At 42.8% G+C, this 13,487-nt stretch carries 11 protein-coding genes; 3 read left to right on the forward strand and 8 right to left on the reverse strand.

The genetic code is table 11. The features are described from left to right. Positions 1-423: 423 nt before the first annotated feature. The 4 genes from ACVBDU_RS17755 to ACVBDU_RS17770 all read right to left on the reverse strand — a co-directional run bounded on the left by ACVBDU_RS17755 (position 424) and on the right by ACVBDU_RS17770 (position 3,277). A complete protein-coding gene (locus ACVBDU_RS17755) occupies positions 424-915 on the reverse strand; it encodes a hypothetical protein (RefSeq protein ID WP_447181068.1) in 492 nt (163 codons plus the stop codon). A 170-nt stretch (positions 916-1,085) separates the two neighbouring features. Next, positions 1,086-2,186: a serine hydrolase domain-containing protein gene (locus ACVBDU_RS17760; RefSeq protein WP_447181069.1), complete on the reverse strand. Its 1,101-nt coding sequence runs from the start codon at positions 2,184-2,186 to the stop codon at positions 1,086-1,088. Between the two features lie 141 nt (positions 2,187-2,327). Continuing rightward, the gene (locus ACVBDU_RS17765) at positions 2,328-2,783 is read right to left on the reverse strand and encodes a hypothetical protein (RefSeq protein ID WP_447181070.1); all 456 of its coding nucleotides are present in this window, start codon (positions 2,781-2,783) and stop codon (positions 2,328-2,330) included. A gap of 41 nt (positions 2,784-2,824) precedes the next feature. Next, complete coding sequence (locus ACVBDU_RS17770; protein WP_447181071.1) at positions 2,825-3,277, reverse strand: lipocalin-like domain-containing protein; 453 nt, start codon at positions 3,275-3,277, stop codon at positions 2,825-2,827. Positions 3,278-3,562: 285 nt separating this feature from the next. On the opposite strand from ACVBDU_RS17770, the gene ACVBDU_RS17775 reads away from it, so the two are divergent. The 3 genes from ACVBDU_RS17775 (at position 3,563) to ACVBDU_RS17785 (ending at position 7,711) form a co-directional block, all read left to right on the forward strand. Continuing rightward, positions 3,563-4,027 carry a hypothetical protein gene (locus tag ACVBDU_RS17775; RefSeq protein WP_447181072.1) on the forward strand — a complete coding sequence of 155 codons (465 nt, stop codon included), beginning with the start codon at positions 3,563-3,565 and terminating at the stop codon, positions 4,025-4,027. A 362-nt stretch (positions 4,028-4,389) separates the two neighbouring features. After that, positions 4,390-6,327 carry a sialate O-acetylesterase gene (locus tag ACVBDU_RS17780; protein WP_447181073.1) on the forward strand — a complete coding sequence of 646 codons (1,938 nt, stop codon included), beginning with the start codon at positions 4,390-4,392 and terminating at the stop codon, positions 6,325-6,327. A gap of 292 nt (positions 6,328-6,619) precedes the next feature. Then, positions 6,620-7,711: an alpha/beta fold hydrolase gene (locus ACVBDU_RS17785; RefSeq protein ID WP_447181074.1), complete on the forward strand. Its 1,092-nt coding sequence runs from the start codon at positions 6,620-6,622 to the stop codon at positions 7,709-7,711. 3 nt (positions 7,712-7,714) lie between these two features. On the opposite strand, the gene dgt is transcribed toward ACVBDU_RS17785, so the two are convergent. From dgt to ACVBDU_RS17805, 4 genes are all read right to left on the reverse strand, one after another. Then, positions 7,715-9,061 (reverse strand): dGTP triphosphohydrolase, encoded by a 1,347-nt coding sequence (gene dgt, locus ACVBDU_RS17790; RefSeq protein WP_447181207.1) that lies wholly within the window; start codon positions 9,059-9,061, stop codon positions 7,715-7,717. Next, positions 9,061-9,570: an RDD family protein gene (locus tag ACVBDU_RS17795; RefSeq protein ID WP_447181075.1), complete on the reverse strand. Its 510-nt coding sequence runs from the start codon at positions 9,568-9,570 to the stop codon at positions 9,061-9,063. The genes dgt and ACVBDU_RS17795 overlap by 1 nt, the downstream gene beginning before the upstream one ends. A 152-nt stretch (positions 9,571-9,722) precedes the next feature. Continuing rightward, the gene (locus tag ACVBDU_RS17800) at positions 9,723-12,170 is read right to left on the reverse strand and encodes a ribonucleoside-diphosphate reductase subunit alpha (RefSeq protein ID WP_447181076.1); all 2,448 of its coding nucleotides are present in this window, start codon (positions 12,168-12,170) and stop codon (positions 9,723-9,725) included. Positions 12,171-12,225: 55 nt separating this feature from the next. Next, on the reverse strand, positions 12,226-13,212 hold the full coding sequence (locus ACVBDU_RS17805; protein ID WP_447181077.1) for a ribonucleotide-diphosphate reductase subunit beta: 987 nt from the start codon (positions 13,210-13,212) through the stop codon (positions 12,226-12,228). Between the last annotated feature and the right edge of the window lie 275 nt (positions 13,213-13,487).

Genomic DNA, 13,487 nt, shown 5'->3' on the forward strand with positions numbered 1-13,487 from the left:
AGGTATTGTTGGTTTTCCGAAGGTAAAATTGCGGACCCAATAACAAGACCCAACACCAATACCGGAAATACCGTTTTATTGGATATCCTGGTTTTCCTGATCAACAAAAAATACAATACTGGAATGGTTACGTAACAAATCCAACGTTATGCCTATGGCAAGACTATCAGGATATGGTTTATATTCGTATGTTGTGGCTATGCATATAACTGTTGTAACGAGCAATGCCGGTATTCCAAATATTATTATGCTGTTTTTAAGGCTAATTGTACTCTTCATTTGGCTCAGTATTTCACATTCCCCGGTTTATGAGTTCAATTTACCAATATTTTGACTGCTTTTCAAATAAATAGATCAATGCTTGAGTACTGGTCAAAATTATTTTTCACATCATGTTGTCTTAAGGTACTTTTTAAACTTGAATTATCTTCCATATGTTATTTTATAAAGCTTCAAAATATGATTAACGCTGTTTCCCACGTGGCAATATACTGATGAAAAAGGATCATAAACAATGGGCTTACATTCAATCTCTTTTATTTTTGATGGTCTTGCTCTCCAAAGGTTATCAGCCTTATCACTAGAAATCCCTTCTTCCGTCATATATAAATCATTGACAAGAGTGTTTATGTCCTGTACATGTATGTTAACCACAATAAAATCTGCTACTTGCTGATTCTTCAAGAAGTACATGAACCTTTTACTCTTACGGCTTTCCCTGATAAAACGATCAATATCCGGATGCATGTAAAGAATCAATTTTCCAGGAACGGGGTCTATACTGCCAAATCGTATAAAAGTGGGTGGTAAGAAATCTGTGGAAACTTCATCATTTTCGGTTGCCCTATATATTCCTCTTTCTGCTATTATTGTATCGTTTTCTGTAAAAATAAAAGGGAAAGGCTCTATTGTCATTTGTTGTGCAAAAGAAGTCCCGGGACAAAGAAAAACAGATAATATAAGGAAGGTACAAAAAATAGATAGTTTTATCATCATAGTCATTTACCTCCATGACGAATTATTCAAAAAAATGTTACGGAAGCCTTTTTTGAAGAGCTTTGCCAATGCTTTGTATACGAAGTACTTTAATCCTCTAAATAAAAACCGGCTACGTCCTCAATAATTTTATAGGAACCGTTTCTCATGAGGTTGGTGAGTAAAACGATAGCCAGGTCGTCGTCAGGGTAGATAAAGAATGAAGCCCGTCCTCCGCCCAGGGGGACAACTGCCGGATGTTTTTCTCTTTGTACCACGGGCCATCCCAGTCCATAAGCCGTAAAAATACCTCCGAATCCGCCATACTCACCATTATTCAGGGGCACCGGCTGCCACATGGTTTTTATAGTCTCCTTGTTTTTCAACAGTTTTCCTGTTTGCAGGGCTATGATCCATTGCGCCATTTCCCCGGCATTGGAGAACACGCCGGAATCTGTTCTTAAGGCGAGGGGGAATTCTTCGTGTAGTTCTTGTAAACGATCTCCTTTCTTATACTCGCCCGAGACTTTGTCCTGGTAGTAATAGGAATATGTAGGGCTCTTGTTTTCTATAACATCGGAAGAATTACTGTAAACGGTGGCAAACATCCCGGCGACGTCCCATTGATTTTCCTGAATAAATTGCCCGAAAGGTATATCGCTGCACTTTTCTATAACCTTACCCAGCAAGAGATAATTGGTACTTATATAGTCGAACTTTTCTCCGGGATTGCTTTTCAAAGGGAGTTTTTTCAACATCGTCCATGCAGTATCCATGTCCTTACCGCCTATAAGACCGTTCGGTGCTTCGACATCGGGAAGGCCGGAGGTATGGCTCAGCAATTGTTTTACGGTTATGTCTTTCCAGTCACCGGGAAGGTCCTTAAGGTGTCGGGATACGGGATCTGACAATTGAAGTTTGCCCTGTTCCGCTAATTGCATTATAGCGGTTGATGTAAAGACCTTGCCTACGGAATTAATAGAAAAAATGGTGCTTTTCATAGCAGTCACGGAAAAAGGGAGATTGGCCAACCCTAATGCTTCCGAAAATACGATTTCATTGTTTTTGACTACGGCAAGCTGTAACCCCGGAATCTCGTGCTCCTGCATTTTATTTTGAAGATATTCACGAATTTCCTCTGCGTTTTGGGAAGAAACGATATTGCCCATAAGGGAAAGAATAAGGAAAAACAGGGGAAGTATGTGTTTCATTGGCTTTGGTGTATTTTGAAAATTCCCTGTTCGGGAGAAGTAAATATAATTATTTCCTTTTGAGCGAAAAGGTATGGGGATATTTTTCTGGGAAGTTTTTCAGATGCTTTGTAAACGGGTACCAGTGGGGAAAATATATTTTTATTCTCGTTCACCAGAGGGTTTCCGTAACCATGCCCATAAGATATTTATCAAATAACCTAATTGTGACAGCAGTATGCCGAAAATCAAAAGCAGGGAAATGGTATTTATCCAATTCATGTATCTCATATATGCAAAGACATCTTCTTTGGGTAAACCCGAATCCACGAACTGCAAAATATAAAGAAAAACAGTACCTCCGATGGTAAATGCCATGTGAATGAAACTCAGCCAGCGGAATAGTCTCCTTTGCCATTTCCACACTGCCCAGTATCCCAGACCTATAATAGCAAACAGAAACGAAATTAGCATAGCCAGGTATAAATATGCTATGACGCAATAGGTGTCATAGATATTTATATCTACTGTTTCCTGAGGATGGAGAAACCCGAGGCCCATGATTACCGGAATCATCCACCAGAAAACAAGGTACGGTTTGTCCACTGGTTTGCGCATAAAACTGTTTTGTATATGACTAAAAACGGGTAGGTTTTATGTTATGGTACTCTTATGTATTTTTCAATATTTATATGGTTTACTCCTAAGGCTTCGACTTTTTCGATTCCCTTAGTGGTCAGGGTATCTCCCTTGATTTCGTATTCAAGTTCGAAGCTGTTTCCCTCCCATTCCCTGACATTAAAGTATTCCAGGTGTTCGGTGTACTTATTTCCTTTGAGGGTGTACTTCCCTCCCCCTGCTACGAAGACTGCACTACTGTCCTTCCCGTCGTTCAGATCGTGCCGTAAAAAGGCAAAGTGTGTAGCATTGATGATTTTGATCATTTCCTGATCCCTGGTATAATCAGTATGCACGGTGTCTTTATCTTGAATGGTAGTTCCGGAAACGAGTTTCCAGGTTCCTTGTATAGAGTGCCCTTTTTCTTTTGTTGCGGTTGTACATGATTGCAGCATGGTGAATCCCATGGCAATACATAGGCAGATTTTTTTCATTGTTGTGGTTTTGGTGGTTTATAGTGAAATCCTGTTTATAATATTAAATTTGTAATGGCTTCTACCGGATGTACCAATTACTTTCCATAAGATACAAGGGTGCGCCATCATACCCCCGGCCCCATTATTCGGAAATAAGGGTACAAATAAAACATAATTCCGGATACGCTTCCAGTTTTTGCTGCTTTTTCTTACTTAAAAGGTAAAAAAGCCCGATATTTGTTAGAACATGGCCACCTTTCCAACTCACCTGCATTATTTTAATCACTAAAAGTAGTATAAGCCATGAACTTTCGTATCCCATATTTTGTGTTTTTAGCCTTTTTGTTTTTTTCCTGTTCGAATGATGACGATGACAGTTCCGGAGTAGACAACCCACTCCTTAACAGACCTTATCCGCAGGAATGGAAATTATTTCAGATGACGGGCTCTTTTGGACAGGATTCCGTAACTACGGGAGAAGACATGCAGTGGCAGGAAACATATATACTGAATGAAGATGATACTTTTGTAAAAACCAGGGTAACAGATAATGATACCTTGACCGGTGAGGGAACATTTGTTATGGTACAGGACGATGTTCAGACAGGGATATCCCTTACCTTCCCGGATGACAGCAATTCTATAATCGGGACGTGCTCTGCGGACAACAAAGAATTTCTTCGGCTGAATACCAAAGAAAATACTTTGCTGAACAACTGGCAGGATTGCGACGGTCCTGGACTTTTTTATGAAATCTCAACGGAATGACCGAGGGATGATCTCCGGATTTGATCTCATATAAAAAATATTTATTCGTATCTCAAATCCCGAAAATCCCTGTTTCCGTTATCTTCTTTTCTTTAATCTCTGCAAATCTCCCTGCCCGGAACTTCCGGTTACAAACCTGTGTATTGAGCATTTTACGGGATATCCCTCCGGTTAAAACCTCTTCCCGGATTTGATCAGACTATAAAAATCCCCCTTCTTTTTTGTGAAAAACAGAAATCTTCCGGTTCAAATCTAATATTATTCTTCAAAAAAAATGTATTTTAGTAGTCATATAGACTATAAGAAGATAAATTTATATATAGAATTCAACAATTACATAGTTCTTAAAAACCAACCCACCCATGAATAAGTCCAGCATATTCGGTATTCTTTTTTTACTCATACAATTCCCGGTAAGCATATCCGCACAAATTCGGCTTCCCCGCCTTATCAGCGATCATATGGTACTGCAACGGGATAAGGAAATAAAAGTCTGGGGATGGGCTTCTCCGGGTGAATCCGTAAAACTTACGTTCCGCGGGGCTACTTATGGGGTTAAAGCGGATAATAACGGGGAATGGCATATCCCCCTGCCTGCACAGAAAGCGGGCGGTCCCTATAACATGGAATTTGAAGCAAGCAACCGGATAACGGTACAAAACATCGTATTCGGGGATGTGTGGATCTGCTCGGGACAATCCAATATGGAGCTCTCTATGACAAGGGTCCGCGAAAAATATGCAGAAATCGTCTGGGAAGCTGAAAATCCGGATATACGACAATTCCTGGTGCCGGATCTATACGATTTTAAAAAGGAGAATAAAGACCTGGAAGATGGCGAATGGCAAAGTGCCACCCCGGAAACTATTCTCGGCTTTTCTGCCGTAGCTTATTTTTTCGCATTGGAATTATATGAGCAATACCAGGTTCCCATAGGGCTTATCAATGCTGCCCTCGGAGGTTCACCCATAGAGGCCTGGATGAGTGAAGAAACCCTGAAAGAATTTCCCTATGCCTATGAAGAACTTCAAAAATTTAAGGATGATGCCCTTATTAAAAAAATAGAGACGGAAGACAGTACCCGCGTCGCCGACTGGTACCGGACCCTGAATGCCAAAGATCCGGGACTTACAGAAAACAACGCCTGGAGCAGCCCGGAAACGGAAGACCAGGACTGGAACACCACGGAGATTCCCGGGTACTGGAAAGAAGGTCCCGTAGGGAATCACATAGGCTCTGTCTGGTTCCGTAAAACGGTGGATATTCCGGAAAATATGACGGGTAAACCTGCAAGATTATCTCTCGGGCGTATTATAGACCAGGATTATGCTTATGTCAACGGGGAACAGGTGGGGACTACAGGTTATCAGTACCCGCCGCGGAAATACGATGTCGGGGCCAGTGTACTTAAAGCGGGTAAAAATACTATAACGGTCCGGGTAGTATGTAATGCGGGGAACGGTGGTTTTGCTCCGGATAAACCGTATTACCTTGCTGTTCCCGGTGATACCATAGATCTGAAGGGTACGTGGAAATATCGGGCAGGTACCACCATGCCCCGTGCACCGGGACAAACTTTTATACGCTGGAAGCCGGGGGGATTATACAATAAAATGATAGCTCCCTTGTTCCATTATTCCATAAAAGGGGTCATCTGGTACCAGGGGGAATCCAACACCGGAAACCCGGAAGGATACAATAAAACCTTCCCTGCCATGATAAAAAACTGGAGAGAAGCATGGAAACAGGGCGATTTTCCTTTCCTCTATGTTCAACTGGCAAACTTTATGGAAGAAACCGATACCCCGGTAGAAAGTAACTGGGCGGCATTACGACAGGCACAATTGAATACCTTATCCGTTCCGAATACTGGAATGGCTGTTATTACCGATCTGGGGGAATGGAACGACATTCATCCTCTTAACAAAAAAGATGTCGGCAAACGCCTGGCATTGCTGGCCGGAAAGATAGCTTATGGCGAAAAGACGACAACAGCTTCGGGACCTGTTCCGGCGAAAGCAAATTTCAAAAAGGGCCATGTAATTGTTACGTTTGATCATGCGGGGAAAGGTTTAGTGACCCGTAACGGCAAAGCCCCGGAGTATTTCGCTATTTCTGCAGATGGGAAAAACTTTGTTTGGGCAAAGGCCGAAATAACCGGTAAAAATACCCTAAAGGTATGGAACGATGCGATTTCTAATCCGGTAGTAGTGAGATACGCCTGGGCAAATAATCCGGCTACGGCCAACCTGTACTCGGAAAACGGTTTACCGGCAAGTCCTTTTGAACTCAAAAAATAACTTTTTCAGAATTCATGCACCCCATCTTAGAAATAACAAAATCCATACGATTATGGACCATGTATTTATTTCCCTGTTCAGCCTGTTTTACTTTTGCATCTATGCCCGGAACAACAATATCCGCAGATAGTTTATGCTCCCGGCAGAAAGATGATCAATGATTGGCAGAAAAAGCTGTATTGTAAGTTAACAATCGGTTTAGATCCAGAATAACGGCTTTTAATCTAAATTAAGTACATTAGTACCTGATTATCCATATTTTACAAAAAAAGATTATTAAAAAGGTACTTCTATGATACTTAAAACAAAACTGCCCCTGCCTGTTCTTTTTTTATTTTTATTTATGTCCGTCCTATCGGGCTGTTCGGATACAAAGACCAAAACGGATACGGAATTTAAGATTCCCGTTAAACAATCAAATTTATATGTTCGCTTGATAGGAAATGCCGACGGACCACTCCTGATCAATTTGCACGGTGGTCCGGGCGCTTTTTCAGGATTTGACCATGAGTTCAATCGTATGTACCTGGAAGACGATTACCTGATTGCGTACCTGGACCAAAGGGGAAGCGGTAAATCGGATGTGGAAAAGGACTCTACCATGCTGAACATGGGGCAGTTTGTGGAGGACCTGGATGGAGTGGTAGATCATTTAAAGAATAAGTACAAAAACCGGCCTGTCAACCTCATCGGTTCTTCCTGGGGCGGTACTCTCGGATTATTGTATATGATAAAACACCAGGGGAAAATAAATACCTTTACCTGCGTTAGTGGAAAGGCAGATGGGGTATATCCCATTCTTGCTCTTGTCGAACATGAAAGGGAGCTTGCCGAAGAACTGCTGAAGAAATCGGATGATCCGGAAGAACAAGATCGTTACAGGAAAATTCTCTCCAGACTACAGGAAATAGAACAAAGTAATTTTGACCAGCTTTTTGAGGATGTAAATCTCCTGAAGCACACATTTCCGGAAGCACTGGGTTTCAATGTCTACTGGGCCAATGAGGAGGCAAGGAAAGAAGCGGTAGAACTCGGAAAAACTTCCGGGTATTACGAGAGGGCCCATTACACCAAAACTGAATTTGATACGGTCATGCAAAAATTCGAATATGTGAACCGGGTATTCCGGAATACGCCTGAATACAATCACCTGAGTATCATTGATGAAATCGGGGTAATAACTAAACCTGTCCTCGTTGTTCAGGGCGAATATGATTATGCCATAGGTTTAAAACAGGCCAACAAAATCTACGCTGCCCTTAAAAAGGTGCCGGAAGATAAAAAGGAGCTGCACATTATACCGGACGCCTCCCATAACCTCAACCTGGAAGCCGGGGAGGCTTATTTTGACATTGTAAAATCCTTTCTGGACAAATATAACTGATCCTTAACCGATCTGTCCCCCGTTGATCTTATTGTAAATACCTACCACTCTTCCATCGGTGAGACTCGCCACAAAACAACTTACACCGAGTAGGCACTGGTATTCGGAAGTGAATCCCTGAAGGTATTTTTCGGGTATAAGCTGTAGTACGAGATTATCGTAATGGGTCTCTTCTCCCAGGAACCGATGCAAGGCGGCTTTACAAAAAACGCCGAGAAGTTTCTCCATAATAGCATAACCTGCTATTTCCTTTTCGGTCACTTCTTCGGATTTGTATATCTTTTCAATACTTAGTTTTATTATATCATTCACCTGTGCCGTGTACTTGCACTTGTCCAGCAACGATGTGGAAAATTCTCCTTTTAATATAGCTTCTTCGTTTTCTATAAACACCCGTGCGGCTTCTTCGATAAGTGTGTTTATAGCCAGGGCACGGAGGTAACTTATCCGGTCTTCCTTGGTTTTCAGTTCTCCGTATTTACCTGTGTTTATCCGGTCTTTCACCAGTTTTATCAGGTATTCCAGGGCATATTCTTCATCTATCAGCCCCAGGTTAATGCCGTCCTCAAAATCGATGATCGTATAACAAATATCGTCTGCTGCTTCCACGAGAAAAGCAAGCGGATGCCGGGCATAGGACACATTTTCTCCACTGCGTGTACATCGCAGTCTAAGTTCGGAAGCTACCTCTCCAAAAAAATCTTTTTCGGACTGGAAAAAACCGAATTTTTTATCGGCAATATGCTGTGTCGGCTTCTTGGGAAGGGATTCCTTCGGGTACTTGGTAAACGCTCCGAGAGTGGCATAGCTGAGTCTCAACCCTCCTTGTACACCCTCCCGGCTTTCGGTGAGTATCTTAAAACCATTGGCATTTCCTTCAAAATCGGTCAGGTCCTGGTATTGTTTTGCGTCAAGGAATTCTTTGTATTTTACCCCTTCCCCGGTCTTAAAAAATGCTCCTATGGCTTTCTCTCCACTATGTCCGAAAGGCGGGTTGCCGATGTCGTGAGCAAGGGCTGCCGCCGCCACGATAGCGCCGAAATCATTAAACCTGTAACCGTGCACTTCCTGCAGGTAAGGATGCTTTTCCAGTATTTTTATGCCTACGATCCTCCCGAGGCTACGCCCTACTACCGATACTTCCATACTGTGGGTGAGACGTGTGTGTACGAAATCGGTCCTGGACAACGGAATTACCTGTGTTTTGTCCTGTAAACTCCTGAAGGAAGAAGAAAATATAATACGGTCATAATCGACCTCAAACCCGAGACGGGTCTCTTCCTGTTCTTTGCGTAATCTTTTGTTTTTGTCTCCTTGTCGTCTAAGGGACAAAAGTTCTTCCCACTGCATCATATTTCTTGTGTGTTTGCTCCTAATTGGTCCAGGCCTTCCCGTATTTGTTTTTCTTCGTCGTATTTTTTAATGTCCACCACATAGGTCTTGGGTATGGAATCGTGCCATCCCCTGCCTTCACTGCCTAAAAAGGAAAAGGCGTCAAAGGGAATAAAACGACAGAGACTCCGGATAAATACCTCATCGGGAGTAGCTTTCTTTTCACTTTCGTTAATTACCCTTGTATTGGTTACAAACTTCCCTATGGTCCTACCCGTCGTACTCTCCAAAGCCATGTAATAGATCAGGCTGACAACCACTCCGAACAAAAGTTCTTCTATAGTGGTCATATTTTCTACAAAACGGAGAAAACCTCCCATATCCAATATTTCTGACAATATATAGGCCAGCATACCCATCAAAAATGTCAATATATAGATCACTATCCGGTCTATAACAAAGTTGGCCAGGCGTTTACCTTTACCAGCGTATACTTTTTCGGGAAGATAGTAGTATTTTTTTTGCATAGACTATAATTTAAGTGATTTGTACATATTCCTGATATTTCCCCGGAACAATCGATCTATTTCCTTATCCGTCTGCATTTCAAAACCCCGAAAAAGCCTTCGGTAAAGCTTCTCCGGGGTTGTGTTATAATTTACTTATAAACTTTCTCTTTTTAAGACCCGCACATCAGGCAGTCATCGTCTTCACTTTCGCGGGACTTGGCCAGCATTTCCTTCAGCTCTTCCGGAGTCAGGGGCTCTACGGCTACCGGCTGGTTTTCAGGTGCACTTTGTATTATGGCCGCTACTCCTGCCGGCACTTCTTCCTGCTTTGGTTCGGGAGCAGCCTTCTTGCTGTTGTCCAGTGTAAATTTAATGGCATCTACGGCTGATTTGGTCCTCAGATAGTACATTCCTGTCTTGAGCCCGCTCTTCCAGGCATAGAAATGCATAGAAGTAAGTTTGGCAAAATTCGCATTTTCCATAAACAGGTTCAGCGACTGGGACTGATCGATAAAGTATCCTCTGTGACGGGACATATCTATAATATCTTTCATGCTGAGCTCCCATACGGTTTTGTAGAGTTCTTTTATGTCCTGGGGAATACCATCTATATGTTGTATGGACCCGTTGGCACGCATCAGTTCCTGTTTCAGGTCTTCCGTCCACAGACCGAGGTTTACCAGGTCTTCCAAAAGGTGTTTGTTTACTACTATGAACTCCCCGGATAATACCCTTCTCGTATAAATGTTGGATGTGTATGGCTCAAAGCACTCGTTGTTACCAAGTATCTGCGAAGTGGATGCGGTAGGCATCGGCGCAACAAGCAGGGAGTTTCGTACACCGTGTTTCATCACATCTTTGCGCAACTTTGTCCAGTTCCATCTTCCGCTCAGTTCTTCGTCTTTTATTCCCCACAGGTTAAACTGGAATTCACCTTGTGAGATCGGAGATCCTTTAAAGGTTTCGTACGCTCCTTCTTCTTTGGCCATTTCCATAGACGCTGTTACCGCGGCAAAATAGATAGTCTCGAAAATTTCCTGGTTCAGTGTTTTGGCCTCATCGGAAGTAAAAGGCATTCTCAGGCGAATAAAAGTATCCGCCAGCCCTTGTACACCAAGTCCTATGGGACGGTGACGGAAATTGGAGTTCTCCGCTTCTTTTACCGGGTAATAGTTTCTGTCGATAACCCTGTTTAGGTTCCTTGTAACCCTTTTGGTAACTTTATAGAGTTCTTTATGATCAAACTCATTGCCTTTGATATACATGGGCAGTGCTATGGATGCCAGGTTACATACAGCCACCTCATCAGGAGAGGTGTATTCCATGATCTCGGTACAGAGATTGGAAGAGCGTATGGTTCCCAGGTTCTTCTGGTTGGATTTGCGGTTAGCAGCATCCTTGTATAGCATATACGGTGTTCCGGTCTCTATCTGCGATTCGAGTATTTTTTCCCAAAGATCCCTTGCTTTTACAGTCTTCCTTCCTTTGCCGGCAGCTTCGTATTCTTCGTACTTTTTCTCGAATTCTTCTGCATAGCTATCGAACAGTCCGGGACATTCGTTAGGGCACATGAGGGTCCAGCTTCCGTTTTGTTCTACTCTTTTCATAAACAGGTCCGGTATCCACATGGCATAGAACAGGTCCCTCGCACGCATTTCTTCCTTTCCGTGGTTTTTCTTCAGGTCGAGGAAATCCATAATATCGGCATGCCACGGCTCTACGTATATGGCAAAGCTCCCTTTTCGCTTTCCTCCGCCCTGATCTACGTAACGGGCCGTATCGTTAAATACGCGAAGCATGGGCACTATACCATTGGAAGTACCGTTGGTACCGGCAATATAACTCCCGGTTGCACGGACGTTGTGTATGGAAAGGCCTATTCCCCCGGCAGACTGGGATATTTTTGCGGTGTGCTTTAAGGTATCGTAAATGCCGTCTATACTGTCATCCTTCATGGCGAGCAGGAAACAGGAAGACATTTGCGGTTTGGGTGTTCCGGAATTAAACAGGGTGGGCGTAGCGTGTGTAAAGTATTTTTTAGACATGAGTTCGTATGTTTCCACAACACTCTCCATGTCATCGAGGTGAATCCCTACGGCAACACGCATAAGCATATGTTGCGGACGCTCGGCTATCTTACCGTTGAGTTTCAGCAGATACGAACGTTCGAGGGTCTTAAACCCGAAATAGTCATACCCGAAATCCCTGTTGTATATGATGGTGGAATCTAAGGCTTCGGCATTTTCCTGGACTACTTTGTAAACTTCATCAGACAGCAGCGGCGCTTTCTTCCCGGTACGGGGGTTTACATAATTGTAGAGATCGGCCATGGTTTCCGAAAAAGACTTCTTGGTGTTCTTATGCAGGTTGGAAACGGATATCCTTGCAGCCAGTTTGGCATAATCGGGGTGTGTGGTGGTCATGGTAGCTGCAATTTCAGCTGCCAGGTTGTCCAGCTCTGAAGTGGTTACGCCATCGTACAATCCTTCAATGACACGCATTGCCACTTTTACGGGATCTACCAAAGTATTCAACCCGTAACACAATTTTCGTACCCGCGCAGTGATCTTGTCGAACATCACCGGCTCTTTCCTACCGTCTCTTTTAATTACATCCATACCGCTACTGTTTTTTTATTAAATATTTTTCATAATCTGTTTGTGTTACCGTCCGTTAAAAATCGGCATCGAAGCTGATCTTTTGCGACTCGTCATCTTTATCTTTATTCAGCACACCTGCTTTCTGGTATTCGGATACCCGTTTCTCAAAGAAATTGGTTTTCCCCTGCAGGGATATCATATCCATAAAATCGAACGGGTTGGTGGCATTGTATACTTTTTCGCATTCCATTTCTACCAGCAACCTGTCCGTTACGAATTCCAGGTATTGTGTCATCAGTTTGGCATTCATCCCTATCAAACTTACCGGAAGGGACTCTGTAATAAACTCCCTTTCGATGTTCAGGGCATCAATGATGATCTCCTTGATCCGTTCTTTCGGAACTTTGTTCACCAGGTGGTTGTTATGCAGATGTACAGCAAAGTCACAGTGCATTCCTTCGTCTCTCGATATCAATTCATTGGAAAAGGTAAGACCGGGCATGAGTCCTCGTTTTTTCAGCCAGAAAATAGAACAGAAGGCCCCCGAGAAGAAGATGCCTTCTACCGCGGCGAAAGCGATCAGCCTTTCCGCAAAAGAATCGGATTCTATCCAGCGCAGCGCCCAGTCCGCTTTTTTCCTGATCGCCGGGAACACCTCGATAGCTTTAAACAACTGATTTTTTTCATTTTCTTCCTTGACGTAGGTATCTATCAGCAAAGAATAGGTTTCCGAATGGATGTTTTCCATCATGATCTGGAAACCGTAGAAGAATTTTGCCTCGGAATACTGCACTTCATTCACGAAGTTTTCCGCCAGATTCTCATTGACAATTCCATCAGAAGCCGCAAAGAACGCCAGGATGTGTTTTACGAAATACCGCTCATCATCACTCAGTTTGTTATTCCAGTCACTCAGGTCCTGATGCAGATCAATTTCTTCGGCGGTCCAGAAACAAGCCTCCTGTTTTTTGTACCATTCCCAGATATCGTGGTGCTTGATCGGAAAAATGACAAACCTGTCTTTGTTCTCTTGTAAAATGGGCTCTGTAGTAATGGACATTTCTTCTCGTTTTTAGGAAGTTAATACTTTATTGAATGGGGTAGGTTGGGACTAACAAAGATTGCAAAATGTCGTTAGAAATGAAAGGCTAAAGCGATGCTTTCCTGTAAAAGTTTTTAACAGTCCTTGTTGAAATGTTTTCCCGGCGTCTTCCTTCCCGAAAAACATAAAAAACTGAAATACAAGCTATTAAATTCAACTTTTTTTCCTGTTAAAAAACAAAGATATTTCAAAAAAATCCTTATTTTAAAGGCACTATCCAGACATCATACATA

The sequence above is a fragment of the Sinomicrobium endophyticum genome (assembly GCF_052983315.1).

Coding starts and splice junctions, on each gene's coding strand:
- ACVBDU_RS17755 (WP_447181068.1), bottom strand. CDS start 915: ATGACAATAGAGCCTTTCCCTTTTATTTTTACAGAAAACGATACAATA.
- ACVBDU_RS17760 (WP_447181069.1), bottom strand. CDS start 2,186: ATGAAACACATACTTCCCCTGTTTTTCCTTATTCTTTCCCTTATGGGC.
- ACVBDU_RS17765 (WP_447181070.1), bottom strand. CDS start 2,783: ATGCGCAAACCAGTGGACAAACCGTACCTTGTTTTCTGGTGGATGATT.
- ACVBDU_RS17770 (WP_447181071.1), bottom strand. CDS start 3,277: ATGAAAAAAATCTGCCTATGTATTGCCATGGGATTCACCATGCTGCAA.
- ACVBDU_RS17775 (WP_447181072.1), top strand. CDS start 3,563: ATGAACTTTCGTATCCCATATTTTGTGTTTTTAGCCTTTTTGTTTTTT.
- ACVBDU_RS17780 (WP_447181073.1), top strand. CDS start 4,390: ATGAATAAGTCCAGCATATTCGGTATTCTTTTTTTACTCATACAATTC.
- ACVBDU_RS17785 (WP_447181074.1), top strand. CDS start 6,620: ATGATACTTAAAACAAAACTGCCCCTGCCTGTTCTTTTTTTATTTTTA.
- dgt (WP_447181207.1), bottom strand. CDS start 9,061: ATGCAGTGGGAAGAACTTTTGTCCCTTAGACGACAAGGAGACAAAAAC.
- ACVBDU_RS17795 (WP_447181075.1), bottom strand. CDS start 9,570: ATGCAAAAAAAATACTACTATCTTCCCGAAAAAGTATACGCTGGTAAA.
- ACVBDU_RS17800 (WP_447181076.1), bottom strand. CDS start 12,170: ATGGATGTAATTAAAAGAGACGGTAGGAAAGAGCCGGTGATGTTCGAC.
- ACVBDU_RS17805 (WP_447181077.1), bottom strand. CDS start 13,212: ATGTCCATTACTACAGAGCCCATTTTACAAGAGAACAAAGACAGGTTT.